This is a genomic window from Paenibacillus sp. PL91 (genome assembly GCF_012935325.2).
Lineage (GTDB): Bacteria > Bacillota > Bacilli > Paenibacillales > Paenibacillaceae > Pristimantibacillus.
In genome coordinates, this window is record NZ_JABBYG020000002.1 from 111862 (window position 1) to 136742 (window position 24881).

Genomic DNA, 24881 nt, shown 5'->3' on the forward strand with positions numbered 1-24881 from the left:
CAAATCGGGAATTTCCCTTAGTCCTCGTGCTGCGTCCGCGTAGACTCAAGCACTGTCTGATATACCATCTCGCCGATGGCGCAGCCGATCGTTGTTGCTGCTCCTGCATACGCATGCACCGCATTCCAGCTCGCCGCCTGGCCGACTGCTATGACGATGGCGTCTGTCGTAGTGCCCGTTGCAGCGTTGCCGCTCTCCTTCTCAACGATGCCTAAATGCTGGAGCGCGGCTGTTTTGGCTTCTGTAGCAGTTATGATTGCATTCACCATCGCAGATTCAGACATCTGTCCATCAATCAAAAGTATCGTATTAATCGTACCTGGCGAGTAGGCGGAGAAGGTGCTGCGCGGCAAGCCCGCTCTCGCTGCATTCCGTGTGCCGACAGTCGTACAGCATAACAGGTTGAACTTGTCGCCCTTATGCTCGGCAATAGATGCGTGCGTCAGCTTCGCCGCTGTTATCAGACCAATCGTATTTGCTGGATCATGTCCCCATTCCTCGCATTGCCGTATAATATCTCGAACAGGATCATCACATTGATAAGAAAGCGGAACCTTCCAGTTGACGATGCGGCTCGCATAGGAAAATCCTCCCGGATGAACGGCGCTGCTCAGCGCATACAGCTTCTCAGGACTGCTTGCTTCAATCCGATCCTCCAGCAGCTCTAGCTTCACTCCGCACCAGACAGCCGAGTCATAACGTTGTCCCTTGCGAAAGGGCTGAGTCATCACGCCTCCTCCTTTTTCTGCCCAAGCAGTTCATAAATAAGCGGCATATTAAGATAGCTTCGAGCATGCTCCGCCAAACGTTCAAATGCCGATTCCCGTCTTTCTTGAAAACGAAGCTCAGCGGGAAGGCTGGCTAGCCCTTTCGATTCTCGAAGCCCATTTAACCATTGCCTGCGAAAATCATCATTATGCAATATGCCGTGAATAAACGTTCCCCAAATCTTCCCGTCAGCCTTGCTCGCACCTTCGGCAGCGTACTCAGAGGATACTTCGTCCTCACTCCCTGAATTATGCTCTCTAACTTGAAAAGGTTGATAATCGGATTCGTCCCGCTGAATCCACGCGACTTCGCCCATATGTATCTCGTAGCCCTCAATAGTAGAAGGTAATTCATGTCCATGGAATCCGCTTGCCCCTTCAACGCGAACCGTTCTTTTCTGCGCCGTGAAGCGGACCTCAAACGGGAAAAAGCCGAGCCCCTCTGCTTCCACAATAGACGATTCTATGCTCATCGGATCATGCAGCCGAGTGCCAAGCATCTCATAACCGCCGCAAATGCCCACGACGGCTCCGCCGCTATTTGCATGCTTCTGAACCATTTCGTCTAGACCGGTTTCCTTCAGCCATTCCAAATCCGCGATCGTGCTTTTGCTTCCTGGGAGGATGACCGCATCAGGTTTGCCCCATTGACCTGCATGCTCGATATAGCGAAGCTGTACGTCCTTCTCGAAGCGCAGCGGGTCCATATCAGTAAAATTCGAAATCCGAGGCAGCCGGATAACCGCTATATCCAGCTCGCGCTGCGTACCAGTCTCTTCTTTTTGGACGAGTGTGTGCTGCTTGCTAAGAGAGAGCGAATCCTCATCCTCCAGCTCTAAGCCAGGCAAATAAGGCATGACGCCTATTACGGGCTTGCCTGTACGCGCTTCAAGCCAATCGAGTCCGGGCTGCAGCAGCGATACATCGCCGCGAAACTTGTTTATAATAAATCCGCCTATGCGGTCTCGCTCCTCCTGCTCCAGCAGCTCAAGCGTGCCGACAATCGAGGCAAATACGCCCCCCCGATCAATATCGGCAACCAGGATGACGGGAGCGTCCGCCCATGCTGCCATTCGCATATTGACGATATCGCGATCCTTCAAATTAATTTCAGCCGGACTTCCTGCCCCTTCCAGGACGACAATATCATAGTCCTCCCGCAGTCTCCGCAACGAGGACTGCACAATGGCGCCAGCTGCCGGCAAATATTTTTCGCGGTATTCGGTCGCCTCATAATCGCGCAGCGGTTTTCCGTGCACAACGACCTGCGATACCATTTCACCGGTCGGCTTCAGCAAGATCGGATTCATATCTGTTGTTGCCAATATGCCGCATGCATCGGCCTGCATTCCCTGCGCACGGCCAATTTCCTTGCCATCCCATGTCACATAGGAGTTCAGCGACATATTTTGCGATTTAAAAGGGGCCGTACGCCAGCCATCATTTTTAAAAACTCTGCAAAGCGCAGCGGTAATCAAGCTTTTGCCTACATCCGATGCCGTACCTTGAATCATGATCGTGCGACCTAGCGATTTTTGAGCGTCTGCTGCAAATTCATCGGCTATTCTCATCTGCCACCGCGACTTTGCAGTAAGCATTGCTTGAATGCCGCCACCAGCTGCTCGTTTTGCTTGCGAAGCTTAACGGCAACCCGAATATACGTGTGATCTAGACCGGCAAATCTTGATGCATCACGAATAAGGATGCCAAGCTTGCCCATCTCGAGCTGAAGCATGCTCGCGCTTAGCTCAGCCTCTCTCGGGATACGAATGAGCAAATAATTAGCCACGCTTGGATTAACAACAAAGCCGAGCGCTTGCAGCTCCTTAATGAGCCATGGCCTTTCCTCTTGCAGCCACATCATCGTCCTCTCCGCATAATCCGGATCGTCAAGCACCGACTCGCCGATCAGCTGCGCCAACGAATTGACGCTCCAAGGCACCTGCAAGCGCCTTAAACCGCTTAACGTTCTTGGCATGCCCACGATATAGCCAAGTCGAATGCCGGGGATGGAATAAAACTTTGTCATCGAGCGGATCACAAACAATTTCTCATTCCTCGCTGCCTCCTGAACGAGACTGTATTGCGATTCCTCCGGGACAAAATCCATAAATGCCTCATCAACGACTACGTATGCCCCTTTACTCAGCAGCATGCGAATGAGCGCTGGATCGACAAGCTGTCCAGTCGGATTGTTCGGAGATCCAAGCATAAACAATGAACCCGTGGCGGCTGCTCCGCAAAGATGCTCCAATTCCAAATGCAATTCAAATTGATTTTCCGCAGACAGCTTGATTTCATATACCGCCCCGCAGATTTTGCGAATAGCGTCCCCGTATTCGTCAAAGCATGGGATTGCCAGCGTCGTTAATTTAGGCTGAAGCGCACGTATGATTAAATCAATTAATTCCGCAGCGCCATTGCCAACGACAATGGATTGCTCATCAATTTGATGCCGCTCAGCCAGCTTTCGTCTCAATCCGCGGACGGCAGGATCTGGATATTGCCCGATAAGTTCCGCATAGGACAACAACGCTTTTTTTACACTATCAGGGGGACCTAGCGGGTTCATGTTCGAGCTGAAATCAACAAATGATTGTGCTGCCATTCCGAAGGCTTCCTCCGCGGTCCTTAAATCGCCCCCATGTCCGTATCTCTCCAACATCTTCGAACCCAACTCCTTAATTAGTAAGCTTGCATCCAAATAACCGCTGCAAAAAGCAGCGCCGCTTCAATCGCTTCATTCATTGCTCCATATGTATCTCCGGTTAACCCGCCAAGCTTTCCGCTCAAGTATGACGCAAGCAAACAGCCGATGCAGAATGTAATCAAGGCTGCAAGCAATAGATAGGCTAACGCTGTGCCCGAATCGATGTCTGCGATCCACAAGATGATTCCCGTGCAGACTGCCGCCATAATCATGGATGCAGCGGCATGCCTACCTTTAACCACGTTAAATAATACGGCTATTCCTTCTCCTTGCCGTGCAAACGTCCAGAAAGCGATTGCGGCGCTCATCCAAGCGCGACTCCAAATCGGGCCGATTACGAGAAGGGGCCAATACAGCTTTAATTGATCTGACTCAAAAAGTTCAACGAATAGGGACACTTTGAGTAACATCAGAAGCACTGCGGCAATGACGCCCATCGCCCCCACCCGGCTATCCTTCATAATTTCGAGCATGCGCTCGCGTGTGCGGTGGCTCAGTACGCCATCCGCCGTATCCATCCAACCGTCCAGATGCAAGCCGCCGCTTAATGCCGTCCATAAGCCGAGCACGATAACAGCGCTTGGCCACGCAGGCACGAATAAAGTGAGCATCCAAGTGAAGGCAGCGAGACAGAGGCCGATAAGAGCTCCTGCAAGCGGAAAATAGACAACACTCCGTGAGAGAACAGCTCCTTGAAACGGAACAGATAACGGTACAGGAAATCGTGTTAAAAATTGTAAGGCAGCAATAAGAGCTTGAGCTTGCAGCTTTAACTCACGACGAACCATACTGCAATCACTCCTATAAACAAAATAAAACTAACGCTATGCAATAAGCGTACCGTACTTACAATATCATCCGGCTGCAATGAACGTGTTGGCCAGCCCATTCTTGCTCGCTCGCTTGTTACGCCAAAATACGTATTGGTACCGCCCAGCTCTATGCCAAGCGCCCCTGCTACCGCAGATTCCGGAATGCCGCTATTTGGGCTGGGATGAAGATGAGCGAACGATCGAATCGCGCGGGCTGCTTCCCTTGCGTTCATTCGCGGCAAAAAAAAGGCCGAAATCGTAAGCATTACGCCTGTTAGCCGCGCGGGAACAAAATTAAGCACATCGTCAGTTCGTGCCGAGCACCAGCCAAAATGGACATACTTCTCACTCCGATATCCAACCATCGAATCCAGTGTGTTTGCAGCACGGTAAAGCATAGCAAGCGGAGCGCCGCCGATTAAGGCGAATAATAGCGGGGATACAAGCGCGTCTACCGTATTTTCCGCAACGGTCTCGACAGCAGCCCGCGAAGCTTCACGCTCGTCCAGCTTTGCGGTGTCCCGTCCAACAATATAGCCAACATACTTGCGCGCTTCATCCAATCTGCCTTCCAATAATGGACGATAGACCAGCATCGCAGCTTCCTTCAAGCCCTTAACAGCCAATGTTGTGGAAATAAACCATGCGCTTACCGCATAGCCAAGCCACGGATGTACAGCATCCGCTGCCCACACAAGCAGCCACATCACTCCGCAGCTTATCATTAGCGTTGTAAGTGTTAGTACAACACCTAATGCCTTGACAGCGGCGGGTCGTCCTGTGAAGCGCTCAGGCGCAAGAAGACGCTCTAACAGCCGAATAAGCCGCCCTATCCATATGACAGGATGGGTCGGCCATTTCGGATCACCAACGATCCAGTCAATCACAATTGCAGTCGCTGCAAGCAGAAGCAGCTCCTTAATGGAGTAAAGAATCATAATTGCTCCCACCTGAAAGCCTGCGATTTCAGCTCAATCGGAATGCCTGCTGTAACAAGAAAGACGCGCTCACACAACGCGGCGACCTTCTGATTCAAGCGCCCAGCCTCGTCTCTAAATCGTCTGCCAAGCGGATAAGCCGGGACGATGCCGTCCCCTACTTCATTAGTCACAATTAGAAGAGGATGGGAATACCGGGCAATCGCTTCAAGCAGCTTCTCGATTTCGAGCTCAAGGCGATTCTCTTCCCATGTTTGCTGCTCCGCTTGCATCATCCAGTTCGTCAACCATAGCGTTAAACAATCAAGCAGCACAATTGGCGGCTCTTGTCCTTTTTTAATCTCAGCTGTAAATTGTTCGTCCCATTGATTAAGCAGATCTGCTGCATTGCAGGCATCCTCGGCAGTCTTCCAGCTAAAGCCGGAGATGTCTCGGTCCGTTCGATGCTTCGTGATCCGCTCTCTCATCTCATCATCATAGGGCTGGCAGGTTGCGAGATATAAGCCGCGTGCCGCAGCACGCATTGCATATTGCTCAGCGAAGCCGCTCTTGCCGCTCCGCGCGCCACCGGTTACCAGTATTGCCATCAACACTCACCTAGCCTTTGGATACGCCTGCGCTCTCGAAGGTTGCCATCTCCTGCATAAGAAGAAGCGCAGCGTCAATAAAATGAAAACATAATACAGCTCCCGTACCTTCTCCAAGGCGCATCTCAAGCTGCATCATCGGCAGCAAGCCGATTGATTCGAGCAATCTCAAATGGCCTTGCTCTTGGGAGAGATGTGAGGCTATCATATAAGGCATTGTCTGCTCGGCAATTCGCGATGCAACGAGCGCCGCAGCAGATGAGATATAGCCGTCAATTACGATCGGACAACCATTTGCCGCTGCTCCGATAATGACGCCAACGAGTCCAGCAATCTCCGCGCCGCCAACCTTGGTGAGCACTTCGATTGGATCTGCATCAGCCGAAGGAAGCTCATTAACGACGATCGCGCGCTTCACGACCTCCACCTTGTTCAACCAGCTCGCATCATTGATACCGGTTCCTCGGCCAACGGATTCCTCGGGCGATAGCCCTGTCAGAACGGTTGTAAGAGCAGCGCTCGCCGTCGTATTGCCGATGCCCATTTCGCCCGTCGCAAACAATCGGCTGCCTTGCCGGAATTGCTCGTTCACCACATCGACGCCAACCATGATCGCTTGAATGGCTTCCTCACGGGTCATTGCCGCCTGCTTCGCCATATTGGCCGTGCCTCTAACAACTTTACGGCTTACGAGCCGTTCATGCTCCAAATCCGCATTTACGCCAATATCGACACATACGACTTCCGCGCCGGCTTGTCTTGCAAGCACGTTAACAGCCGCTCCGCCGTTTAGGAAGTTTAGCACCATTTGCGGCGTAACCGCCTGTGGGAACGCACTGACTCCTTCCTCGCAGACCCCATGGTCGCCAGCCATCACAATGACTGATTTACGCGACAAGTCAGGCCATAATTGTCCCGAAATGCCGGCTAGCTGACTGGCGAGCGCTTCAAGCTTGCCAAGACTGCCTGGCGGCTTCGTTAATGAATCCGAGTGACGCAAAGCGAGAGACGCAGCCTCCTCGTTGAACGGCTTAATTTGTTTAATCGTTTCCAATAACGCAATTTCCAAATTAGTTTCCATCTTTATAGCTCCTTCAAGCCAGATCTTGCCGACTCGTTATTCCAATTCGGTTGAAGCATAATTTGCGGCACACCCGTCACGGGATGTGCGATGACAGCTGCCGTCGTTTCATATACTCGTTCAATTAGTGTGGGAGTTAGCACAGAATGCGGAATGCCAGCTGCAGCAACCTTTCCTTGGTGGAGCACGACAAGCTCATCGCAGTAGAGTGCCGCCAGATTCAAATCATGAAGCACAGCGATCACCGTTAGCTCGCGCTCCTGCTGCCACGCTCTCACCGTATCCAGCAACTGCACCTGAAAGCCAATATCCAAATAGGTTGTCGGCTCATCCAGCAAAATAATGGTTGGCTCCTGCGCCATCAGCTTTGCCAGCGCTACGCGCTGCCTTTCTCCGCCGCTAAGCTGATCCATTTTGCGATGCTCAAGCTCCTCGAGCCCCATCGCAGACAATGCTCTGTCAATTATCGGCTCGAAGTCTTGCTCTTCGCTGCCTAGCCAGTTCTGAAATGGATATCTTCCCATGCTGACGACCTCGCGCACCGAGAATCCAACTGGCGGCAAGCCGCTTTGCTGCAGCACGGCAAGCTTCTTAGCCAGCTGCTTGCGCGGGTATGAAGCGATATTTCGCCCTGCAAGCAGTATCTCTCCTTGCTTAGGCTGATCGACACCGGATAGCAACTGAAGCAGCGTTGATTTGCCGACACCATTGGGACCAATAATACCGTACATGCGCCCTTTTTGAAATGAGCAGGATATCCCGTTCAGTATGGTCCTTCCCTGCACCGCTTGTACGATGTGACGTACCTCGATCATATCGTCCCTCCTTGCTTCAGCTTCTGCCTATGCAGCAAATAAGCGAAGAAAGGCGCACCGATTAGCGCCGTAACGACGCCAAGCGGAATTTCTTTGGGCGTCAATGCCATTCGGGCCAGCGTATCTGCCCACAGGACGAATACGCCGCCCCCGATTGCAGACAATGGCGTAATCAAGCGATAGTCTGGCCCTACGAGCAGACGGATCAGATGCGGCACCACAAGCCCTACGAAGCCAATCACGCCAGAAACGGAAACCGCTGCTGCTGTGAGCAGCGTCGAGCTGATTAAGACGATAAGTTTTGTACGCTCGACACGAATGCCTAGATGCGCCGCATGCCGCTCGCCAAGCACAAATAAATTAAGCGGTTGGCCGTAAGCAAGGAGCAGCGGCATTCCTACGAGCAAAAACGGAATCAGCATGTAGACATTTTCCCAGCTCCGCATGGCAAGCGAGCCCATCAACCAGAATAAGATCTGATTGACGACACCCTCCGACATGGAAACCATGAACGAAACGAATGCGCCAAGAAAGGATTGTATTATGACTCCTGAGAGGATTAGCGTTTCGATATGCATGACGCCCTTGCTGCGCGAGAGCCAAAAGACGCCAAGCAGCGTAACGATTCCCGTACCGAATGCTACAAGCGGGATCGTCCATACGCCAAGCACGGCCTGCAGTCCAAACAAGATCATAAACGCTGCGCCGACCGAGCTTCCAGAAGCGACGCCTAACGTATACGGATCGGCTAGCGGATTGCGAAGCACGCCTTGAAAGCCGGTGCCTGCAAGCGCGAGGCATGCCCCAACAAGCACGGCAAGCAGTACGCGGGAAAGCCTAACTTGTGTCACGATAGCGATTTGCCCGGGCGAATAAGTAGTGGGCTCATCCGCAAGCCACGGCAGTTGATGAAGTAGTATCCCCCACACGTCGCGCAAGGATAAGCCAGCCGAGCCAATCGATAAACTAACAACGATAGAAACAGCAAGAAGGAGCATAGCTGCTCCTCCATACCAAACTAATTTATAGGTCATTTGATTATTTTACGAGATCCGGGTGAATGACTTTTGCAAGCTCAAGCAAGCCATCGGCAAGACGCGGTCCAACGCGTACGAGCGGATCCTCAGTAACCGCATGCATCTGCTTGTTTTTCACCGCATCGATGACATTCCAGCCTGGACGGCCTTCGATGCCAACAACGATTGGATTCGGGTCCTCCTTCAATGCAGGATATATAATAAATGCAGGATTTTCCTTTACAACTTCCTCCGCGCTAACCTCATACCAGCCAGGCGATGCTGCTGCAATGTTGATACCGCCTGCAAGCGTCAGCAGCTCATCGAGGAATGTGCCTGAACCAACTGTCCAGCCTGGTGAAAACTCTAAGTATACTTTCTTCTTCTCAGCGTCCTTCACTGCATCCGTTACCTGCTGCTTAACCGCACGCATATGCTCTGCAACGGCAGCCGCTTCCTTATGTTTATTCATAATATGACCTAAATTTTCAATTTTGGCAATAACGGCATCATAGGTAAGCGGATCTGTCGCATACACGGGAATGTTCAATTCGCGGAGCTTCGTAATCGCTTCCGTGTTCATCGACGTTGAAGCCAGCACAAGATCAGGGTCAAGCGCTGCTACGGCTTCAATGTTAGTCGTCATATCGCCAACTTTCGGCTTAGATGCAGCTTCCTCCGGATAGTTGCTATATTCATCAACCCCTACGACTTGCTCGCCAGAGCCAATGGCATAGATAGCTTCCGTTTCACTAGGTACAAGCGTAACGACCTTGGTCGGCGCTTGCTCAAACGTCATCTCCGTACCTGTATCATCCTTTATCGTTAGCGGATAACCAGATGAGTTGTCCGTTGGCGCCGGCTCATTCGTAGCCGCTTGCTCCGTGCTAGCCGGTGTATTGCCAGCCTGGTTTTCGGTGTCTTTGCTTGCTCCGCATGCTGCTGTAAATACGAGCATCATCGTTAACAGCAAGCCAAACAGAAGCTTCATCATGTTGCGGTTCTTTCCATTCATCTTGTTCTGCACCCCTAAGTTTTTTATTCGTATAAAATAAAAAAAAGCATTTCCGGCAATTGTGCCAGAAATGCTCTCATACGCGCTCTAGTAAATAAGCTAAGCGGCAAGCTTTCCAAAGCACTATCCCCAAGTCCACGTAGGTAAAAGTGTTAAGTACAAACAGGCAGATTTTCTGACTCGGTCATGACTGCGAGCGCTAGCTCTTGCTGTCATCCCTTACAGTGGCGGGTCCGTGCCGGATTCTCACCGGTCTTCCCTATTAAGCTTCAAGCGAACTCCAACAATCAAACGGTTCCTTGTCAGAGATTCTACCATCAGCACCTATTTATACGGTATGAAATGATCAGTTGTTAATATACACCGTCTCTCGGAATTTGTCCAACAATACTCGCGAAGCCAATTGGATCAGCTCCCTCCGTTCTGCTTGCGGCGTTTCCCGCATAGGTAACGTAATATGCCCCTTTCGTCGCGTTTCACGACAACCTCATATATTTGTGAAAAAGGAGGTCAATAGCTGTCATGCAGCCACCGTATAAATCACTGTCGCCACTTTATAAATTCATCATCCTGCTCATTGCCATTGCACTACTAGCAGGTTTAACGCTTACTTGGCTCCGCCATCGCGACAAAGCGCCTCCTCCTATATCGGAGCATACATTCGAGAGCGGCCATGCCATTTGGTCAATCGCGACTTATCCAGCCAAAGCGCTTCGAGAAAACCGCTTTCTGATCGAACTTGCGGATGAATCCGGCGCAGCCCTGCATGGAGCCAGCTTATCCGTTAAGCTGGAGATGCTCGATATGGTGTGCGGGGATTATGAATTTAAAATGACCGAAGCTTCACCGGGCAAATATGAGGGTGAAGGCGTACCGCTAATGGCTGGCACATGGAAGGCGACATTAACGGTTGACACAGGAGCTCAAACCTATACTATCGTCAGATTGCTGAAGGCCATTCATTAGGCTGTTTACCACAGCCACGGATTTATCGAAGGAATTACGCTGTTGACAGCCAGCCCTCGCAAAATCGAAATGATACCTACGGCAATCGCCGTCACCACACTCGCTTTGCGCATGAAGCGCCGCCATTTTTTACTCGCAAAGGATGCAATGGACGCAGCAGCAGCCAGTGCCGGAAAGGTAGAGAGGCCAAACAAGGCCATGACGGCTGCTCCCTCGAGCCCCGAGCCCGTGGAGGCAGCCGTCATTTGCATCGCATAAGTCAAGCCGCAAGGCAAGAAACCGAACGCGATGCCGGTTGCAAGCAAATGCCCTGATTCTTGATTAGCTGTGCGCTTTGCACCTCCTGCCAATCGCTTGTGGAGGAAGGACGACAATCGGTTCATGAAAGGAAGCTGGAACCTGCGCCATAGCCACAGCAGCAAGAAGCAGCCGCCAATAATCGACGCTAGCCCCTGCACGCCGGCAAGCTTCCCTGCCACATCAACAAAGGAGCCAACCGTTCCCATGACGGCCCCCAACAGCGTATAGGAAAAAATGCGTCCCGCATTATAGAGCAGCATCGATTTCTGCGTGGAAGCGGCTGAATTAAGCGACACGGCGGATACGATGCCTCCGCACATCCCGATGCAGTGCGGAGCGCTGAACAGCCCGGTCAAAATAATAAAGCCTACCTGCTGCCAAGTGATCGTCATTTGCTTGCTCCAGCCTTGCGCCGAAGCTGACCGGAGAGCCTTAGCGCGTTAGCGACTACCGATACCGAGCTGAGCGCCATCGCCGTTCCTGCCATCCATGGCTCAAGCAGGCCGAAGGCAGCAAAAGGAATAATGATCACATTGTAAAGAAAGGCGAAGGTTAAGTTCTGCCTAACATTTCGAATCGTTAAGCGGCTTATTCTGATCGCCTCGGGGATAGCTTGCAGCCGTGAGAAAAGCAGCGTCATATGCCCAGCGCTCAGCGCCGCATCCGTCCCTTCCCCCATCGCAAGCCCAACATCTGCAGCTGCCAATGCCGGCGCATCGTTCCAGCCATCGCCAGCCATTGCGACACGCTTGCCACGGCGCTTTAGCTGCTCCACAAGCTCAACCTTGCCCTCTGGGAGCATAGAAGCATGCACGCCAGCAATGCCTGCTGCTTTGGCCACGGCAAGCGCCGGAGCCTCGTGATCACCGGTAGCGAGCAGCGATGCTACACCTAGCGCTTTAAGCTCTTTTATTGTAGCTCTTGCATTTGCTTTAACCGTATCGCTAAACGCCAATACGCCCACGCATTGCCCTTCTAGTGCGGCATAAAGCACCGTTTCGCCAGCCGCCTCACGCTGCTTGGCGAAGGCTAATGCAGCATCGCTTACGCTCCAAGCACGTTCGTCCGCAAATTTGGCATTGCCTATCGCGAACCGTTGATTCTCAACGACCGCTTCAACGCCTCCGCCCGGCGTAAACGCAAACTCGCTCGCTTCAGGGATAACAAGCCCCAGCTTCGTCGCTTCGCGTATAATCGCAATTGCTAGAGGATGAGTTGCCTCCGCTTCGGCGGCGGCTGCCATTCGCACCAGTGAAGCGCGGCTTCCTTGCATCGCTAGCACCGCGCTAACCTGCGGCTTGCCTTCCGTTAATGTTCCTGTCTTGTCAAAAACAATCGTCTGGATTCTCGCCAAGCGCTCAAGCGCCCCCGCTTCCTTCGAAATGATGCCTTGCTTGGCCAGCCTGCCGGACGCGATGACAAGCGAGATCGGCGCAGCTAACCCAAGCGCGCATGGACAAGCTGCCAATAAGACCGCTATGGCGCATACGAATGCTTTGCTCCAATTGCCCGGCTCAAGGAACGCTCCCCACATTACGACCGTAACGAGCGCAAAGACGAGCATAACCGGAACGAACCAGCTTGCAGCCGCGTCGACATTGCGCTGAATCGCCGATTTCGAGCGCTGCGCTTGCCGGACAAGCTCCTGAATGCGATTCAGCATCGTATCATGTCCCGCTGCCTTCGTGCGGATGCGAAGCTGGGCGCTTTCGTTGCGGGTGCCTGCCCACACCGAATCGCCTTCACGCTTGGCGATCGGCAAGCTTTCCCCAGTGAGTAGCGATTCATCCATCGCTGACTGACCCCCGCATACGATACCGTCAACAGGCACGACCTCGCCTGCTTGAACGATGACAATGTCGCCCGCCCGTACGAACTCCGTCTGAATGCGCACGACTTCTCCTGCACGTTCAACTGCAGCTGTCTGGCTTTGAAGCTTGCCATAGCCCTCCGAACCGTGCTGCGCCTTCAGTGAGGCTGAAACCTCAATGTATTTGCCGAGCAGCACAGCTGTAATGACGACAGCCGACGTTTCAAAATATAGCGGAGGCGAATGGGCAGACGACGCTGCAAGCGGACCGAGCAAGCCGTTTTGAAAAACGGCATAATGGCTGTATAAATAAGCGACGGTCGTGCCGATGACGACGAGAACATCCATATTTGCGCTTCGCTCGCGAACGGCATGATAAGCGCCTAAATAAAACGGCAAACCGATTACGAACTGTATAATCGTAGCGAGCGCGAGCTGCAGCCATGGCAGCATAAGCCATGCCGGCAATCGAGTCAGCAGCGGCTCCAGCAGCGGAATATGCTGAGCCATGCCCGTTAGAAGCGGCAGCGTGAGGATCAAAGAGACGACTAGTCTTAGCTTAAGGATTTTATGCTCCCGATGAAGTCCTTCCTTTGCCGTCTCATTCAAGAGCGCCACAAATCCCAATTGCTTTACGCGCTCCGCAATCTGGCCGGGCCCGAGCACACCTGGCTTAAACTGCACCCAAGCCGTTCGCAGCGGAAAGCTGACAGCCGCCATCTGTACGCCATCCATTTTGCCGACTGCCTTCTCAATCCGTGCTGCGCATGCAGAGCAGCTCATGCCCTGCACCGCAAAATCTATCGTAACGTCACGTTCAATTTCTTGATCCTGAATTGCATGCTCCAACCTTTGCACCCGCCTTCCATTCATCGCCGCTCATGCCTGTACCTCTTCCGTTAAACTATATGACGGGCAATCGAATTGCATGAATGGAACATGCGGCTACATGCTGGTTGGCGCGGGCAAACCCAATATTTCAAGCGCATCCTGCATCGTTTGCTTATAACGCTCAGTGAGCCATAAGCGCAGGCTCCTCGCCTGTCCCTCCGACTTTAGAATCGGGCAGGTGGCATAGAAATGATTGAATAAAGCAGAGAGCTCATATACGTAGTTGCACAAAAGATTTGGCGCAAGCTCCTTGACGGAGGCTTGCAGCGTCTCCTGCCAATAGGCTAGATGTCTAAGCAGGCTGCGTTCCTGCAATTCAAGCTCATTGGATGCCAATGAATCGCTAGGGATTGGGCTGCCCGAAATACCGGATTTCTTCAAAATGCTGCTGGAGCGTGCATAGGAATACATTAAATAAACGCCTGTATTGCCGGTTACCTCAGTCGCTTGATCAAGATCAAATACAACCTCCGTTTGCAAGTGGAAACGCAGCAAATAGTAACGGATCGACGCTGCCGCGATCGAGCTGCTCGATAATCCGGCCTTACGTGATCGGTTCGAATCGATGATTTGTTCCATTCTCGCCAAGAATTCCGCGATTTTGACGCCGATTCCTTGCCTGCCTGACATCGCGTATGCTTGCTTCCCGTCCGATGTATCAATGCCTAGACCCTTTGCCGTTTGGGGACTTAACGATACAACGCCATAGCTGACATGTCTGAGCTGCTCCGCTTGCTCCTGGTAGCCTAAGGCAAGCAGCGCTTGCTTGACCATCGCTTGCGGATATTCCTGGCGCTGATCGATGACATTAATGACCATATCTGCGCGGCCTATTTTCTTCTTCACTCCGCATGCGTCGGTGGACCAAAGGCGATCGGAAAATTTTTTGTAGCGAAAATCGTTATCGAGCAACCCAAACTTCCAAAGGTGATAAGCAATGTCCTTTGCTGTATAGGTCAAAATGCCATTCGAGCGAACGAGCACCTTATCCGCATGGAATTCTGACTGTTCCTTCGTGTCGCCCTCTTGCTCCGGCTGTTTAAGCACCCAGCAGCCTGCAAGCTTCCCGCCCTCCTCAAGGCGGAAGATGTCTGTACGCTTCAACAGCTCAAGCGTCCGTTCCCAAAACCCTTCGCGCACGATGCTGCTCTCCCATACGAGCACATCATAAGTGATGCCGAACTGCTTCATTTCCTCCACATGCTCGCGTACGATTCGTTCTGCAATGAGCAGGCCCATCCATGCTACATTTGAGCGGCCCTCCTCCAATTGAGCGAGCACCTTCGTACGCTGCTCGAGCAAAGCTGGCTGCTCCTTGTACGCCTTATTGATCTTGGAATACGTCTCCCAGCAAAAATCTCCGAAGCGCTCATAAGGCTGCTCGGTCGTTGTCTGCAAAACGCCAACCACCGTATCAGCCAGCTGATTGCCTAGGTCATCGATATAGTTATTCACCTCTACTTGATGCCCAGTCCGTTTGAGCATTCTCGCCAATGTATCGCCGATGCAGGAATTGCGCAAATGACCGATATGTGCCGATTTATTCGGATTGATCGACGTATGCTCTATCAATACTTTGTTTCTCACCTCTGTGATCCGTGGTGATGCCTGCTGGGATGACGCTTCAGCCCACCATGACCAATTGACATAGAAGTTGAGGAAGCCTGGCGGAGCAACCACGATACGAGCGATGGAAGAGGACAAGCTCGGCTCGGCAATCAGCTGCTGCTTGAATTCACCCGCTATCTGGGAAGGAGCGCGTTTCAAAAGCTTAGCAAGCTGCATCGCAATATTGCTGCTGTATTCGCCATGCTCCAGATTAACGGGATGCTCGACCGCTATCCTCAGATTTTCAGGCCGCTGCAGCCCAGCCTCCGATAAAATTCGCTGCATAATTACCTCAATCGCCGCTATGATTTGTTCATGAATCATGCCAATTCCTCCATTCGTCTAAAAATGCAAAAAGGCCCCCGTCTCTAAAATAAGAGACGAGAGCCGTAAAGATCCCGTGGTACCACTCTAAGTGCCAAGCCTGTTAGCTGCTTGACCCCTCGTTTTTGTAACGGTCCATGACCGGATTTGCCTACTGCTGCACGCTTCTGTTCGGCAAACCATTTCCTGGGTCCGCTTCGTCTACGACATCCGTACCGGCTTCCACTAACCCGGCTCGCTGCAACTATCCGTCATAGATTACTGTCCCATTCACCAATATTGTGATTTCCAATTGATTGCTTAGATGTATTTATACAGGATCGTCATTGCGATGTCAAGATGAAAAACCTTCGATACTGCTAAAGCTGCCGCATCCCCTTTTCAATGGCATCCGCATTCGAATCGGGTAAAAAAGAGATGAACAAATTACCAGCAATCTTGTTCATTTAGCACAAATCGGTCATTATCGATCGTCAGCTCAGCTCTTCCGGTTAAAGATTCCGTATACCCGCAAGCGATATTTTCTCTCGTAACCCCTCTTGCATCTGTGTATTCTAAGTAAACAGCGCCTTCACCCGTTAATTGCAGCTGCGGTTTAATTCGTACACTGTCGCCAGCTTTAATTGGCTTCGTATACGTGTGCGCCGATGTGCTTGAGACAATCCCCATCTTTACGGAAACGATATCATAGTCAGAATCGTTATTTAACGTGACGGCAAAGGGCATGAACATATTAAAATGATCTGTATTTGTTCTAAGCCAATTAAAGACAAAGATAATTAGCAATAAAGCCATAGCAGCCAATAGTATATAACCATTCCTCGTTTTCACTCTCGCTCCTACTCCCAGTAATGTTATTCATTCTTTAAAAGAAAGAATATAATGGAATATTTCTTCTTCATGAATAAGACGCTATATTTGCAAAAAATGTTACATAGCCGCAAAAAAAGGCTTCCATCGAATGACGGAAGCCTTTTTATGTCATGCTTAAAAAACGTATCGCAAGCAATGCTATTGCTCAGTCAAAATGATGGGACCATAATCCGTGATCGCGAGCGTATGCTCGTATTGAGCCGATAAACTGCCATCAACCGTTCTTGCCGTCCATCCGTCTGCGTCAATTTTACTGTGATATTTACCTATATTCAACATCGGCTCAATCGTCAGCACCATACCCGCCTTTAAGCGCGTACCTCTATGCGGAGGTCCATAATGGGGCACTTGGGGCTCTTCATGCATATCCTGGCCGATGCCATGACCGATAAAATCTCTGACGACCGAGAAACCCTGCGCTTCGGCATAGGCTTGAATAGCATGTGAAATGTCTCCGATTCGGTTTCCAACTACAGCCTGTTCAATGCCTTTATAGAGCGACTCTTTAGTGACTTCTAGCAGCCGCTGCGCTTCTTCCGATACTTTCCCAACGGTATAAGACCAAGCCGAATCCGCGAGCCAGCCATCCAATCTGACAACCATGTCAACCGTTACGATATCACCCTCCACTAATACGGTTTCACTAGGAAAGCCGTGGCAAATGACGTCATTAACCGAAGAGCAGGTCGCGAACGGGTATCCATGAAACCCCTTTTGTTCTGGCGTCGCGCCATGCTTTTCCAAAAAAGCTTCAACAAATTGATCGATCTCTAAGGTGGTAATGCCAGCCCGAATGAAAGAGCGCAGCTCCCGGTGACAGGCTGCCAGCACTTCACCCGCTTTTTTCATTTTCACAATTTCTTCCTGCGTCTTGATAATAATCATTTCCATCACCCAATCCTTCACTTCATATACGCTGCCGCTGCCTGAAGTTTTTCTCTAAAATAGCTAATCCGTTTAAAAATAAGAATTCCTCAGATGCCACCAAAAATAAATTCAAAGAGCTTATTCCAAGTTAGCGCCTGAAGTACGTATGCTGCAGTATATGTTCGAAGGCCCTGTTCGTTAACGGGATCAGATGTATAGAACGGAATCATTAAGACGTTTTCTTGATAAGCTCTTTCTTCCAAAAATCGATAACCGTATGGTCTGCCAATTCCATAGACGCCCATGAGACCTTATATTTAAATCCATGCTTTTCCATCATTGCTATTGTGTTCTGTACCTCTTCGTTGCTCACTCTCAGCTCCATTGACAACGAATTTTTCAAAATCGACATCAACTCGCTGATTTCTTCAGCTGTATGCTCTTGAATCATCATTATCCATCCATCCTTTCTATTTGTGTTTCATTCTATGGCTAGCAAGTTATAAAATAATAGCAAACGGTCTTCCTTTTTGCAGCTGGTTATCGGAATAATCAGATATGATTTTGCCCGTTGAGCCGCCTAACTATTCCACAACCTAGCATACAAACAAAAAAAGTCCTTGGGAGGACTTTTTTTGAAGTAACTGCTTTATCAAAATGGATCCATTATTCGCCTAACGCAACCTCGCCAGGCCATTGCAGCATGCCGCCTGTTACATTGACGACCTTATAGCCTTGAGCATGCAGGAAGTCGCAAGCTTTGCCGCTGCGGCCGCCGCTCCGGCATATCAAAACGATTTCTTGATCGCCCTGCTGAAGCTCATCCAAGCGCTCCTGAAGCTCCGATAAAGGAATGCTGCGTGCTTCTTTAATATGGCCGGCTTCCCATTCATCTGGTTCACGGACATCAACGAGATTTAAGGTTTTGCCTGCCTTCAGCTGGTCATCCAGCTCAGCTGCCGTCATTTCCGGATACATATTATTCATCCCTTCATGCCATGCTTATTATTTATTTGTCTACTAGCATTGTATCGCGAAGGCAAGTTCATGTCCATCTAAGCACCATTTCACAGCTTATGGATTATGGTTAAACAAACCTTTCATTCTGATGATATTTGACGTAAGCAGACTCTATCAACCCGCATCAAACGGCACTTCATATGTTATAATTACGTCCATGCAAGGTCATACGAGAACGGAAGGCGATGATCATTATTTCTCTTTCATTTCACCTTAGCAGGAATTCTCAGCAGCACACCTCGAGCTGGTCAGGCGGAACGACAACGGAGGTTGCCATTTACCCTCAAGCTGCAGACTATTCGAAGCGGGATTTTGGATGGAGAATCAGTACGGCGACAGTTGAAGTCGAGCAATCCACCTTCACCCCCCTTCCAGGCATTTGGCGACTAACGATGGTCACGGAGGGAGAAATGACTCTTCAGCATGAAGGGCATCATCAGGCTGCCTTGAAACCTTATGATCAGGATAGCTACAGCGGAGAATGGACAACAGAGAGCATTGGAAAAGTAAAGGATTTTAATCTGATGCTCACGGAAGGCTTCAAAGGCGAGCTTGAAGCGCTTCACATCGATGAGCTTGCTCAAAGGTTGACACTAGGTCCTTATTTATCTCCAATTGCTATCACGCAAGTGTTCGAAGCGATTTATTGCGTTGACGGCGTCATTACGATCAGCATAGATGCCGGTTTAACTGAAAAGCTTCACACCGGCGATATGCTTCTTATTTCAAATCTCGACCCGGCTCTGCAGATTCAAGCTCATCTCACGAGTGAAGCTGATAAAAAATCCGTAGTCATTCGAGCTACTATATTTGCTTCATCAGCAGCCAGCGTAAAATAAAAAAACCCTTCCGATCCTTTACTTGGGATCGGAAGGGTTTTTGATATTTATACGGTTGACCATTTATCAAATAAGGAATCCACGCGATGTACGATGTTTCGCTCGGGAACGGTCGTAAGCTTCCCGTTATCTACGATCACTTTTCCTCCAACAACAACATAGGAAATAGCTCCCGGCTGCATGGCATAAACCATATTGGCGAATAGCTCGTTCTTTGGCGCAAGCGATAAGTCATCGATGTCCAAGGCAACAAAATCAGCATAAGCGCCTTGCTCCAGCACACCAATTGGCATGCGCAAAATGTCGCCTGCACGCTTCGTTCCCATCTCGTACACTTGTCCCGCGGTAATGCAGGTGCCATCCAGCCTTGTCACCTTTTGCAGCATGGAGCACATCCGCATTTCCTCGAACACGCTGATTCGGTTGTTGCTGCATGCACCGTCAGTTCCCAGCGTTATTTTCACGCCTGATTTCAGCAAATCAGGAATGCGAGTAACGCCATCGGCAAGAAACATATTGCTCGACGGACAGTAAGCGAGTGAACAGCTTCGTTTGCCGAGCAGCTCGATCTCGGAATCATCCAGCCAGACGAGATGGATGGCGATCATTCTCTCATCCAGCACACCGAGCGAATCCAAATAATGAACCGGGCGCAAGCCATAATCTCGCAGCGTTTCTTCAACCTCAAACATTTCTTCCGCTACATGAATATGAAACGGAGTGTCCAGCTCCTGCGCGAGCCTGTGCCCTGCCTTTATCATCTCCGGTGAAGCCGCATGGGGGCTGTGCGGCGCAGGATGAACCGTTACCATCCGATTGCCTTGATATTTGATGGCGAGGTCGCGGGTGCGCTTGACCGCATCATCGACCGTCTCCCGATAAGAAACGGGAGCACCGGACCAATCGTACAGGGTACGGGCAAAGACGAGCCGAATGCCTAGATCGTTTGCCGCTCGAATAACAGCCTCGTCATGTTCCGTTCCTCCGTTGTGGACATAGAAGAAATCACTTACCGTGGTTACGCCATATCGTAGCATTTCCCCGAAGGCAAGCAGCGCACCCGTGTAGATAGCCTCTTCATCCAGCAGCGGCGTATATTTATAGAGCGCCTCGTCTCGCCAATCGAGAAAAGGCCGGTCAATAGCGATACCCCGCAGCAAGCTTTGGAAGGAGTGGTTATGCGAATTGACCGTCCCTGGGACGATGGCTTTGCCGGACCACAAAATCCGTTCAGCAGCCGGATAGCGCGAGCTCAGCCGATCCTCGGGACCGATCTCCGTAATGATGCCATCCTGCACTAGGATGGCTTGCTTCGGCTCAAAAGCATCCTGCGTATATACATAATCTGCAATAAATAATTGCTGCATGTTCATCCCCCTACAACTCTAATCTTTTATCCAAGGACAATATGGTGTGAAGCAGAACGTTAGCGACCTTCTCGATATCCGGCATCAGGCTTTCTTCCTCCGGGCAATGGCTCTTCCCGTCTATGCTCGGCACAAACAGCATCCCAGCTCGGGTCAAAGCGGACATATGCACCGCATCATGTCCTGCCATGCTGCCTAAGTAGAGCGTTTCGAACGCTAGTGCATCGGCCTGCTCCTTGCAAATATCGATCACGGTTTGATTCATCGTTGCTGGCGCTTGATCGAGTACAACCCGCCGTTCGACCTTGCCTCTTCTTCTGCGTGCAATTTCTTCGACAGCCACGTTCCATGAGGAAATAACCTGCTGAATTTCTTCTGTGGATTTCCCTCTTGCCTCCAGTTTAAATATCACTTTCTCGGGAATGATATTCGCCGCATTCGGATAATTGACGATACGTCCAATCGTCCCAACCACTTCATCGGCAGGATGATTGCGGCACACGGCTTCGAAAGCGAGCATCAGCTCCGAGGCCAGCATCAAGGCGTCCTTCCGGTCATTCATTAAGGTTGTTCCGGCATGGTTCGCTTGACCGTGAACGATAACCTCTTCACGATAAATGCCAGTAATCGCCGTTACGATACCGACAGGGATATTTCGCTCAAGAAGACGCTTGCCCTGTTCGATATGCACCTCAAGAAAGGCAGCAAACTCATTTGGCTCCCGCTTCGCAGATTCGAATTGCTCCGCGTCACCACCTGCTTTATTTAACGCTTCAATGATCGAGAGACCCTTATCGTCATAAATGCCATCGAGGTCTATCCGCTTCAATTTTCCTGCAACCGTCCTGCTTCCGAACGTTGACAGCCCAAACGGGTTCGGCTCTTCCGCGCTGAAAGAGATTAGCTCCAGCGGATGACGCGTCTGAACGCCTTCCTCCTCCAATACACGCATAACTTCAAGTGCCATTAAGACGCCAAGCGCCCCATCGTATTTGCCGCCATTCGGTACTGTATCGATATGGGAGCCAAAAGCAATGACCGGCAAATTCGGATCGCTGCCCGGCCGTCTGGCCCATATATTCGCAGCGGCATCAAGCCTCACCTCAAGGCCAAGCTCCTGCAGCTCCCCGATCAGCCAGCTTCGCGCCTTAAGCTCCGCGGGTGTAAACGTCGTTCGATCCAAGCCACCGCGTACGTTTTGTTCGATCTCCCCTAATTCGTGAATTTGCTTCTCCAAACGATCAGGCTGAATTCGTAGATTTATCATAAATTGCCGATCTCCTTCGCGAATGCTAGTCCTGTTGGCCGTAAGTGCGTTCCGCCTGCAACTACTCTGCCGTTTTTAATAACCGTGTCGACTAGATTGACTCCAAAGTTGTATTGAATAAACAGATAGTTCGGCGCGTCAAAAAGAACGAGATCCGCTTTCTTGCCGACTTCGATGCTCCCTATTTCGGCGGCTCGACCAATCGCATGAGCTGCGTTTATGGTGCTTGCCGCCAATACCTCGGCAGGCGTCATTTTCATATTCAAACAAGCGAAATTCATAATAAGAGGCAGCGATTCCGTTGGACATGAGCCGGGATTGCGATCCGTGGACAGCGCAACCGGTACACCCGCTTCTATCATTTTCCGCGCTTCTGCAGGCTCCTCCATCAGGAAAAAAGCGGTGCCTGGCAGAAGGACGGCAATGACGCCCGCTTCCGCCATCCTTGCAATGCCTTCATCCGACGCCTTAAGCAAATGGTCCGCAGAAATCGCGCCGACTTTTGCGGCAAGCTCTGCACCGCCCAAGGTTACAATCTCATCGGCATGGATTTTCGGAATAAGGCCAAGCTTCTTCCCAGCCTCTAATATGCGCTCGGACTGTTCGATCGTAAACACGCCCTGCTCGCAGAAAACATCGCAGAATACCGCTAAGTTTTCCTCTGCCACAGCAGGCAGCATCTCCTCAATAACGATCCTCACATATTCCTCTGGATCGCTCTTATACTCAAGAGGGATTGCATGAGCCCCCATAAACGTAGATACGATATCTATCTCATGCGATTCATTCAGCTTACGCGCTACACGAAGCTGCTTCAGCTCATCGGCAGTCGTTAAACCGTAGCCGCTCTTCGCTTCCAGCGTCGTCACGCCATACTGGAGAAAACGGTCAAGCCTTTTTTTAGACTCTTCAAACAGCTGCTCCTCCGAGGCTTGACGCGTTTGCGTTGTGGAATACAGAATGCCCCCGCCCGCTTCCAAAATTTCAATATATGAGGCACCCTGCAGTCGCATCTCCAGCTCCTTCTCGCGGCTTCCCGCGAAGACGAGATGGGTATGGGCATCAATGAGTCCCGGCGTAACAAGCTTGCCTGATGCATCAATAATGAACGGCTCCTGCGCGAGTGTATCAACATAGGCCTGCGCTTCCTCATCGGAACCAACAAATACAATCCGATCCCTTTCGATTACGATGCCGCCATGCTCAATCAAGCCTAGGTCTTCCATTTCCTTTCCAGTTTTAGGACTTGCGCTCGCTCCGCTGACTGAAACGATTTGATTCGCATTTTTGATATAAACGATTGGATTCATAATCGATCCCGCCTTATGTCAGCATGGGCATTTGCACGCCCTTGTTCTTCGCCGTTGATATCGCCAGCTCATATCCTGCATCCGCATGGCGGACAACGCCCATGCCTGGGTCGCTCGTCAATACGCGTTCGAGCCGCCTTGCAGCATCCTTTGTGCCATCGGCCACAACTACCATGCCTGCGTGAAGGGAATAGCCCATCCCAACACCGCCGCCATGATGAACCGAAACCCAGCTTGCTCCAGCTGCTGTATTCACCAATGCGTTCAAAATCGGCCAATCGGCAACGGCATCGCTGCCATCCATCATCGCTTCCGTTTCCCGGTTCGGTGAAGCGACCGAGCCTGCGTCAAGATGGTCGCGCCCGATTACGATCGGAGCTGACAGCTCACCAGAAGCGACCATATCATTGATTATTTTCCCGAATCTTGCTCTCTCGCCATATCCCAGCCAGCAAATACGGGCAGGAAGGCCTTGGAATTCAATACGGTCTCTAGCCATTTTGATCCATTTGCACAAATGCTCGTTATAAGCAAATTCCTTCAAAATAACTTCATCCGTTTTGTAAATATCCTCCGGATCGCCTGATAAAGCAACCCAGCGGAATGGGCCTTTGCCTTCGCAAAATTGCGGGCGGATATAGGCCGGCACGAACCCGGGAAAATCAAAAGCATTGGCAACACCTTCGTCAAACGCAACCTGACGAATATTATTGCCATAATCAAATACAACAGAGCCCAGCTTCCGCAATGCCAGCATAGCTTCTACATGAAACGCCATGCTTGCTTTGGAGCGCTTTACATATTCCTTCGGATTCTGATCGCGAAGCAGTTCGCCTTCCTGCATCGACATGCCAATCGGCAAATAGCCGTTCAAAGGGTCATGAGCAGACGTTTGATCTGTCAAGACGTCAGGAATGAAACCGCGCCCGATCATTTGCGGCAATAGTTCAGCCGCATTGCCGACAAGGCCAATGGACAACGCTCGCCCTTCGAACTTGGCTTCCTCAGCAAGACTGATCGCTTCGTCCAAGGTTTCGACGAAAGTATCCAAATAACGAGTCTCAATCCGTTTCTCGATTCTCGTTCGATCGACATCAATGCCGATAACGACGCCGTCATTCATCGTGACAGCCAGCGGCTGAGCCCCGCCCATACCGCCCATACCCGCCGTAACGGTAATCGTTCCTTTCAAGCTGCCGCCAAAATGCTGCCTCGCGCATTCAGCAAACGACTCATAAGTCCCTTGAACGATCCCTTGGCTGCCAATATAGATCCAGCTTCCTGCCGTCATTTGGCCGTACATCATCAGCCCTTTTTGATCCAGCTCGTGGAACTTATCCCAATTTGCCCAAGCGGGCACGATATTGGAATTGGCCAGCAGAACCCTTGGCGAATCCTTGTGCGTACGGAACACCGCTACCGGCTTTCCGGACTGCACAAGCAGCGTTTGATCATCCTCAAGCTCCTTCAGCGTAGCGACGATGCTGTCGAAGGCTTCCCAGTTCCGCGCCGCTTTGCCGATTCCGCCGTATACGACAAGCTTTTGCGGATGCTCCGCCACTTCTGGGTCGAGATTGTTCATCAGCATGCGCAGAACAGCTTCCTGCACCCAGCCTTTTGTATTTAATTCAACTCCACGTGGAGCTTTTATAATCGAATGTTGCGATAAGCTCATCTGTAATGCCTCCATTTTGCAAA

At 51.0% G+C, this 24881-nt stretch carries 23 protein-coding genes, 1 riboswitch and 1 other annotated feature; of the genes, 2 read left to right on the forward strand and 21 right to left on the reverse strand.

What is annotated here, in order from left to right; translation table 11 throughout:
- Positions 1–17: 17 nt before the first annotated feature.
- The 10 genes from HI950_RS05800 to HI950_RS05845 are packed head-to-tail and all read right to left on the reverse strand — an operon-like array spanning position 18 to position 9741.
- On the reverse strand, positions 18–728 hold the full coding sequence (locus HI950_RS05800; protein WP_169082957.1) for an adenosylcobinamide amidohydrolase: 711 nt from the start codon (positions 726–728) through the stop codon (positions 18–20).
- The gene (locus HI950_RS05805) at positions 728–2365 is read right to left on the reverse strand and encodes a cobyric acid synthase (protein WP_223285151.1); all 1638 of its coding nucleotides are present in this window, start codon (positions 2363–2365) and stop codon (positions 728–730) included. Before HI950_RS05805 ends, HI950_RS05800 begins: the two co-directional genes overlap by 1 nt.
- Positions 2335–3432, reverse strand: a complete 1098-nt coding sequence (locus HI950_RS05810) for a pyridoxal phosphate-dependent aminotransferase (RefSeq protein ID WP_187768041.1) — start codon at positions 3430–3432, stop codon at positions 2335–2337. The genes HI950_RS05805 and HI950_RS05810 overlap by 31 nt, the downstream gene beginning before the upstream one ends.
- Before the next feature lie 20 nt (positions 3433–3452).
- The gene (gene cobS, locus HI950_RS05815; protein ID WP_169082958.1) at positions 3453–4265 is read right to left on the reverse strand and encodes an adenosylcobinamide-GDP ribazoletransferase; all 813 of its coding nucleotides are present in this window, start codon (positions 4263–4265) and stop codon (positions 3453–3455) included.
- On the reverse strand, positions 4247–5227 hold the full coding sequence (gene cbiB, locus HI950_RS05820) for an adenosylcobinamide-phosphate synthase CbiB (RefSeq protein ID WP_169082959.1): 981 nt from the start codon (positions 5225–5227) through the stop codon (positions 4247–4249). The genes cobS and cbiB overlap by 19 nt, the downstream gene beginning before the upstream one ends.
- The gene (cobU, locus tag HI950_RS05825; RefSeq protein ID WP_169082960.1) at positions 5224–5814 is read right to left on the reverse strand and encodes a bifunctional adenosylcobinamide kinase/adenosylcobinamide-phosphate guanylyltransferase; all 591 of its coding nucleotides are present in this window, start codon (positions 5812–5814) and stop codon (positions 5224–5226) included. Before cobU ends, cbiB begins: the two co-directional genes overlap by 4 nt.
- Positions 5815–5824: 10 nt before the next feature.
- On the reverse strand, positions 5825–6895 hold the full coding sequence (gene cobT / locus HI950_RS05830) for a nicotinate-nucleotide--dimethylbenzimidazole phosphoribosyltransferase (RefSeq protein ID WP_169082961.1): 1071 nt from the start codon (positions 6893–6895) through the stop codon (positions 5825–5827).
- 2 nt (positions 6896–6897) lie between these two features.
- Positions 6898–7710 (reverse strand): heme ABC transporter ATP-binding protein, encoded by an 813-nt coding sequence (locus tag HI950_RS05835; protein ID WP_169082962.1) that lies wholly within the window; start codon positions 7708–7710, stop codon positions 6898–6900.
- The gene (locus HI950_RS05840; protein WP_411268072.1) at positions 7707–8708 is read right to left on the reverse strand and encodes a FecCD family ABC transporter permease; all 1002 of its coding nucleotides are present in this window, start codon (positions 8706–8708) and stop codon (positions 7707–7709) included. The genes HI950_RS05835 and HI950_RS05840 overlap by 4 nt, the downstream gene beginning before the upstream one ends.
- A gap of 40 nt (positions 8709–8748) precedes the next feature.
- Positions 8749–9741, reverse strand: coding sequence for an ABC transporter substrate-binding protein (locus tag HI950_RS05845; protein ID WP_169082964.1), 993 nt, complete (start codon positions 9739–9741; stop codon positions 8749–8751).
- Positions 9742–9889: 148 nt separating this feature from the next.
- Positions 9890–10052, reverse strand: a riboswitch (cobalamin riboswitch).
- A gap of 211 nt (positions 10053–10263) precedes the next feature.
- On the opposite strand from HI950_RS05845, the gene HI950_RS05850 reads away from it, so the two are divergent.
- The gene (locus tag HI950_RS05850; RefSeq protein ID WP_169082965.1) at positions 10264–10707 is read left to right on the forward strand and encodes a FixH family protein; all 444 of its coding nucleotides are present in this window, start codon (positions 10264–10266) and stop codon (positions 10705–10707) included.
- A 5-nt stretch (positions 10708–10712) separates the two neighbouring features.
- Here the strand turns inward: HI950_RS05850 and HI950_RS05855 are convergent, their stop codons facing one another.
- The 7 genes from HI950_RS05855 to HI950_RS05885 all read right to left on the reverse strand — a co-directional run bounded on the left by HI950_RS05855 (position 10713) and on the right by HI950_RS05885 (position 18367).
- Positions 10713–11399, reverse strand: coding sequence for a sulfite exporter TauE/SafE family protein (locus HI950_RS05855; protein ID WP_169082966.1), 687 nt, complete (start codon positions 11397–11399; stop codon positions 10713–10715).
- On the reverse strand, positions 11396–13666 hold the full coding sequence (locus HI950_RS05860) for a heavy metal translocating P-type ATPase (RefSeq protein ID WP_169082967.1): 2271 nt from the start codon (positions 13664–13666) through the stop codon (positions 11396–11398). Before HI950_RS05860 ends, HI950_RS05855 begins: the two co-directional genes overlap by 4 nt.
- A 96-nt stretch (positions 13667–13762) precedes the next feature.
- Positions 13763–15640 (reverse strand): arginine--tRNA ligase, encoded by a 1878-nt coding sequence (locus tag HI950_RS05865; RefSeq protein ID WP_169082968.1) that lies wholly within the window; start codon positions 15638–15640, stop codon positions 13763–13765.
- Between the two features lie 49 nt (positions 15641–15689).
- Positions 15690–15923, reverse strand: a binding site (T-box leader).
- Positions 15924–16066: 143 nt separating this feature from the next.
- Positions 16067–16471: a hypothetical protein gene (locus tag HI950_RS05870; RefSeq protein ID WP_169082969.1), complete on the reverse strand. Its 405-nt coding sequence runs from the start codon at positions 16469–16471 to the stop codon at positions 16067–16069.
- Between the two features lie 180 nt (positions 16472–16651).
- Positions 16652–17398, reverse strand: a complete 747-nt coding sequence (gene map, locus HI950_RS05875; RefSeq protein ID WP_169083473.1) for a type I methionyl aminopeptidase — start codon at positions 17396–17398, stop codon at positions 16652–16654.
- A 211-nt stretch (positions 17399–17609) separates the two neighbouring features.
- Positions 17610–17834 carry a hypothetical protein gene (locus tag HI950_RS05880; RefSeq protein ID WP_169082970.1) on the reverse strand — a complete coding sequence of 75 codons (225 nt, stop codon included), beginning with the start codon at positions 17832–17834 and terminating at the stop codon, positions 17610–17612.
- A 212-nt stretch (positions 17835–18046) separates the two neighbouring features.
- Complete coding sequence (locus HI950_RS05885; RefSeq protein ID WP_169082971.1) at positions 18047–18367, reverse strand: rhodanese-like domain-containing protein; 321 nt, start codon at positions 18365–18367, stop codon at positions 18047–18049.
- A 218-nt stretch (positions 18368–18585) separates the two neighbouring features.
- On the opposite strand from HI950_RS05885, the gene HI950_RS05890 reads away from it, so the two are divergent.
- A complete protein-coding gene (locus HI950_RS05890; RefSeq protein ID WP_169082972.1) occupies positions 18586–19239 on the forward strand; it encodes a HutD/Ves family protein in 654 nt (217 codons plus the stop codon).
- Between the two features lie 47 nt (positions 19240–19286).
- Here the strand turns inward: HI950_RS05890 and HI950_RS05895 are convergent, their stop codons facing one another.
- Genes HI950_RS05895 through hutU form a run of 4 tightly spaced genes read right to left on the reverse strand, consistent with a single transcriptional unit; the run spans position 19287 to position 24858 of the window.
- Positions 19287–20606 carry an amidohydrolase family protein gene (locus HI950_RS05895; protein WP_169082973.1) on the reverse strand — a complete coding sequence of 440 codons (1320 nt, stop codon included), beginning with the start codon at positions 20604–20606 and terminating at the stop codon, positions 19287–19289.
- Positions 20607–20616: 10 nt separating this feature from the next.
- Positions 20617–21873, reverse strand: coding sequence for a Zn-dependent hydrolase (locus tag HI950_RS05900; RefSeq protein WP_169082974.1), 1257 nt, complete (start codon positions 21871–21873; stop codon positions 20617–20619).
- Entirely contained in the window at positions 21870–23183 is a 1314-nt protein-coding gene (gene hutI / locus HI950_RS05905; protein WP_169082975.1) for an imidazolonepropionase, read from the reverse strand. Before hutI ends, HI950_RS05900 begins: the two co-directional genes overlap by 4 nt.
- 13 nt (positions 23184–23196) lie before the next feature.
- Complete coding sequence (gene hutU, locus HI950_RS05910; protein ID WP_169082976.1) at positions 23197–24858, reverse strand: urocanate hydratase; 1662 nt, start codon at positions 24856–24858, stop codon at positions 23197–23199.
- Positions 24859–24881: the final 23 nt, after the last annotated feature.

Bases quoted from the DNA above. Each gene is read 5' to 3' on its own strand.
- HI950_RS05800 (WP_169082957.1), bottom strand. From the start codon at position 728: ATGACTCAGCCCTTTCGCAAGGGACAACGTTATGACTCGGCTGTCTGG.
- HI950_RS05805 (WP_223285151.1), bottom strand. From the start codon at position 2,365: ATGCTTACTGCAAAGTCGCGGTGGCAGATGAGAATAGCCGATGAATTT.
- HI950_RS05810 (WP_187768041.1), bottom strand. From the start codon at position 3,432: ATGTTGGAGAGATACGGACATGGGGGCGATTTAAGGACCGCGGAGGAA.
- cobS (WP_169082958.1), bottom strand. From the start codon at position 4,265: ATGGTTCGTCGTGAGTTAAAGCTGCAAGCTCAAGCTCTTATTGCTGCC.
- cbiB (WP_169082959.1), bottom strand. From the start codon at position 5,227: ATGATTCTTTACTCCATTAAGGAGCTGCTTCTGCTTGCAGCGACTGCA.
- cobU (WP_169082960.1), bottom strand. From the start codon at position 5,814: ATGGCAATACTGGTAACCGGTGGCGCGCGGAGCGGCAAGAGCGGCTTC.
- cobT (WP_169082961.1), bottom strand. From the start codon at position 6,895: ATGGAAACTAATTTGGAAATTGCGTTATTGGAAACGATTAAACAAATT.
- HI950_RS05835 (WP_169082962.1), bottom strand. From the start codon at position 7,710: ATGATCGAGGTACGTCACATCGTACAAGCGGTGCAGGGAAGGACCATA.
- HI950_RS05840 (WP_411268072.1), bottom strand. From the start codon at position 8,708: ATGCTCCTTCTTGCTGTTTCTATCGTTGTTAGTTTATCGATTGGCTCG.
- HI950_RS05845 (WP_169082964.1), bottom strand. From the start codon at position 9,741: ATGAATGGAAAGAACCGCAACATGATGAAGCTTCTGTTTGGCTTGCTG.
- HI950_RS05850 (WP_169082965.1), top strand. From the start codon at position 10,264: ATGCAGCCACCGTATAAATCACTGTCGCCACTTTATAAATTCATCATC.
- HI950_RS05855 (WP_169082966.1), bottom strand. From the start codon at position 11,399: ATGACGATCACTTGGCAGCAGGTAGGCTTTATTATTTTGACCGGGCTG.
- HI950_RS05865 (WP_169082968.1), bottom strand. From the start codon at position 15,640: ATGATTCATGAACAAATCATAGCGGCGATTGAGGTAATTATGCAGCGA.
- map (WP_169083473.1), bottom strand. From the start codon at position 17,398: ATGATTATTATCAAGACGCAGGAAGAAATTGTGAAAATGAAAAAAGCG.
- HI950_RS05880 (WP_169082970.1), bottom strand. From the start codon at position 17,834: ATGATGATTCAAGAGCATACAGCTGAAGAAATCAGCGAGTTGATGTCG.
- HI950_RS05885 (WP_169082971.1), bottom strand. From the start codon at position 18,367: ATGAATAATATGTATCCGGAAATGACGGCAGCTGAGCTGGATGACCAG.
- HI950_RS05890 (WP_169082972.1), top strand. From the start codon at position 18,586: ATGATCATTATTTCTCTTTCATTTCACCTTAGCAGGAATTCTCAGCAG.
- HI950_RS05895 (WP_169082973.1), bottom strand. From the start codon at position 20,606: ATGCAGCAATTATTTATTGCAGATTATGTATATACGCAGGATGCTTTT.
- HI950_RS05900 (WP_169082974.1), bottom strand. From the start codon at position 21,873: ATGATAAATCTACGAATTCAGCCTGATCGTTTGGAGAAGCAAATTCAC.
- hutI (WP_169082975.1), bottom strand. From the start codon at position 23,183: ATGAATCCAATCGTTTATATCAAAAATGCGAATCAAATCGTTTCAGTC.
- hutU (WP_169082976.1), bottom strand. From the start codon at position 24,858: ATGAGCTTATCGCAACATTCGATTATAAAAGCTCCACGTGGAGTTGAA.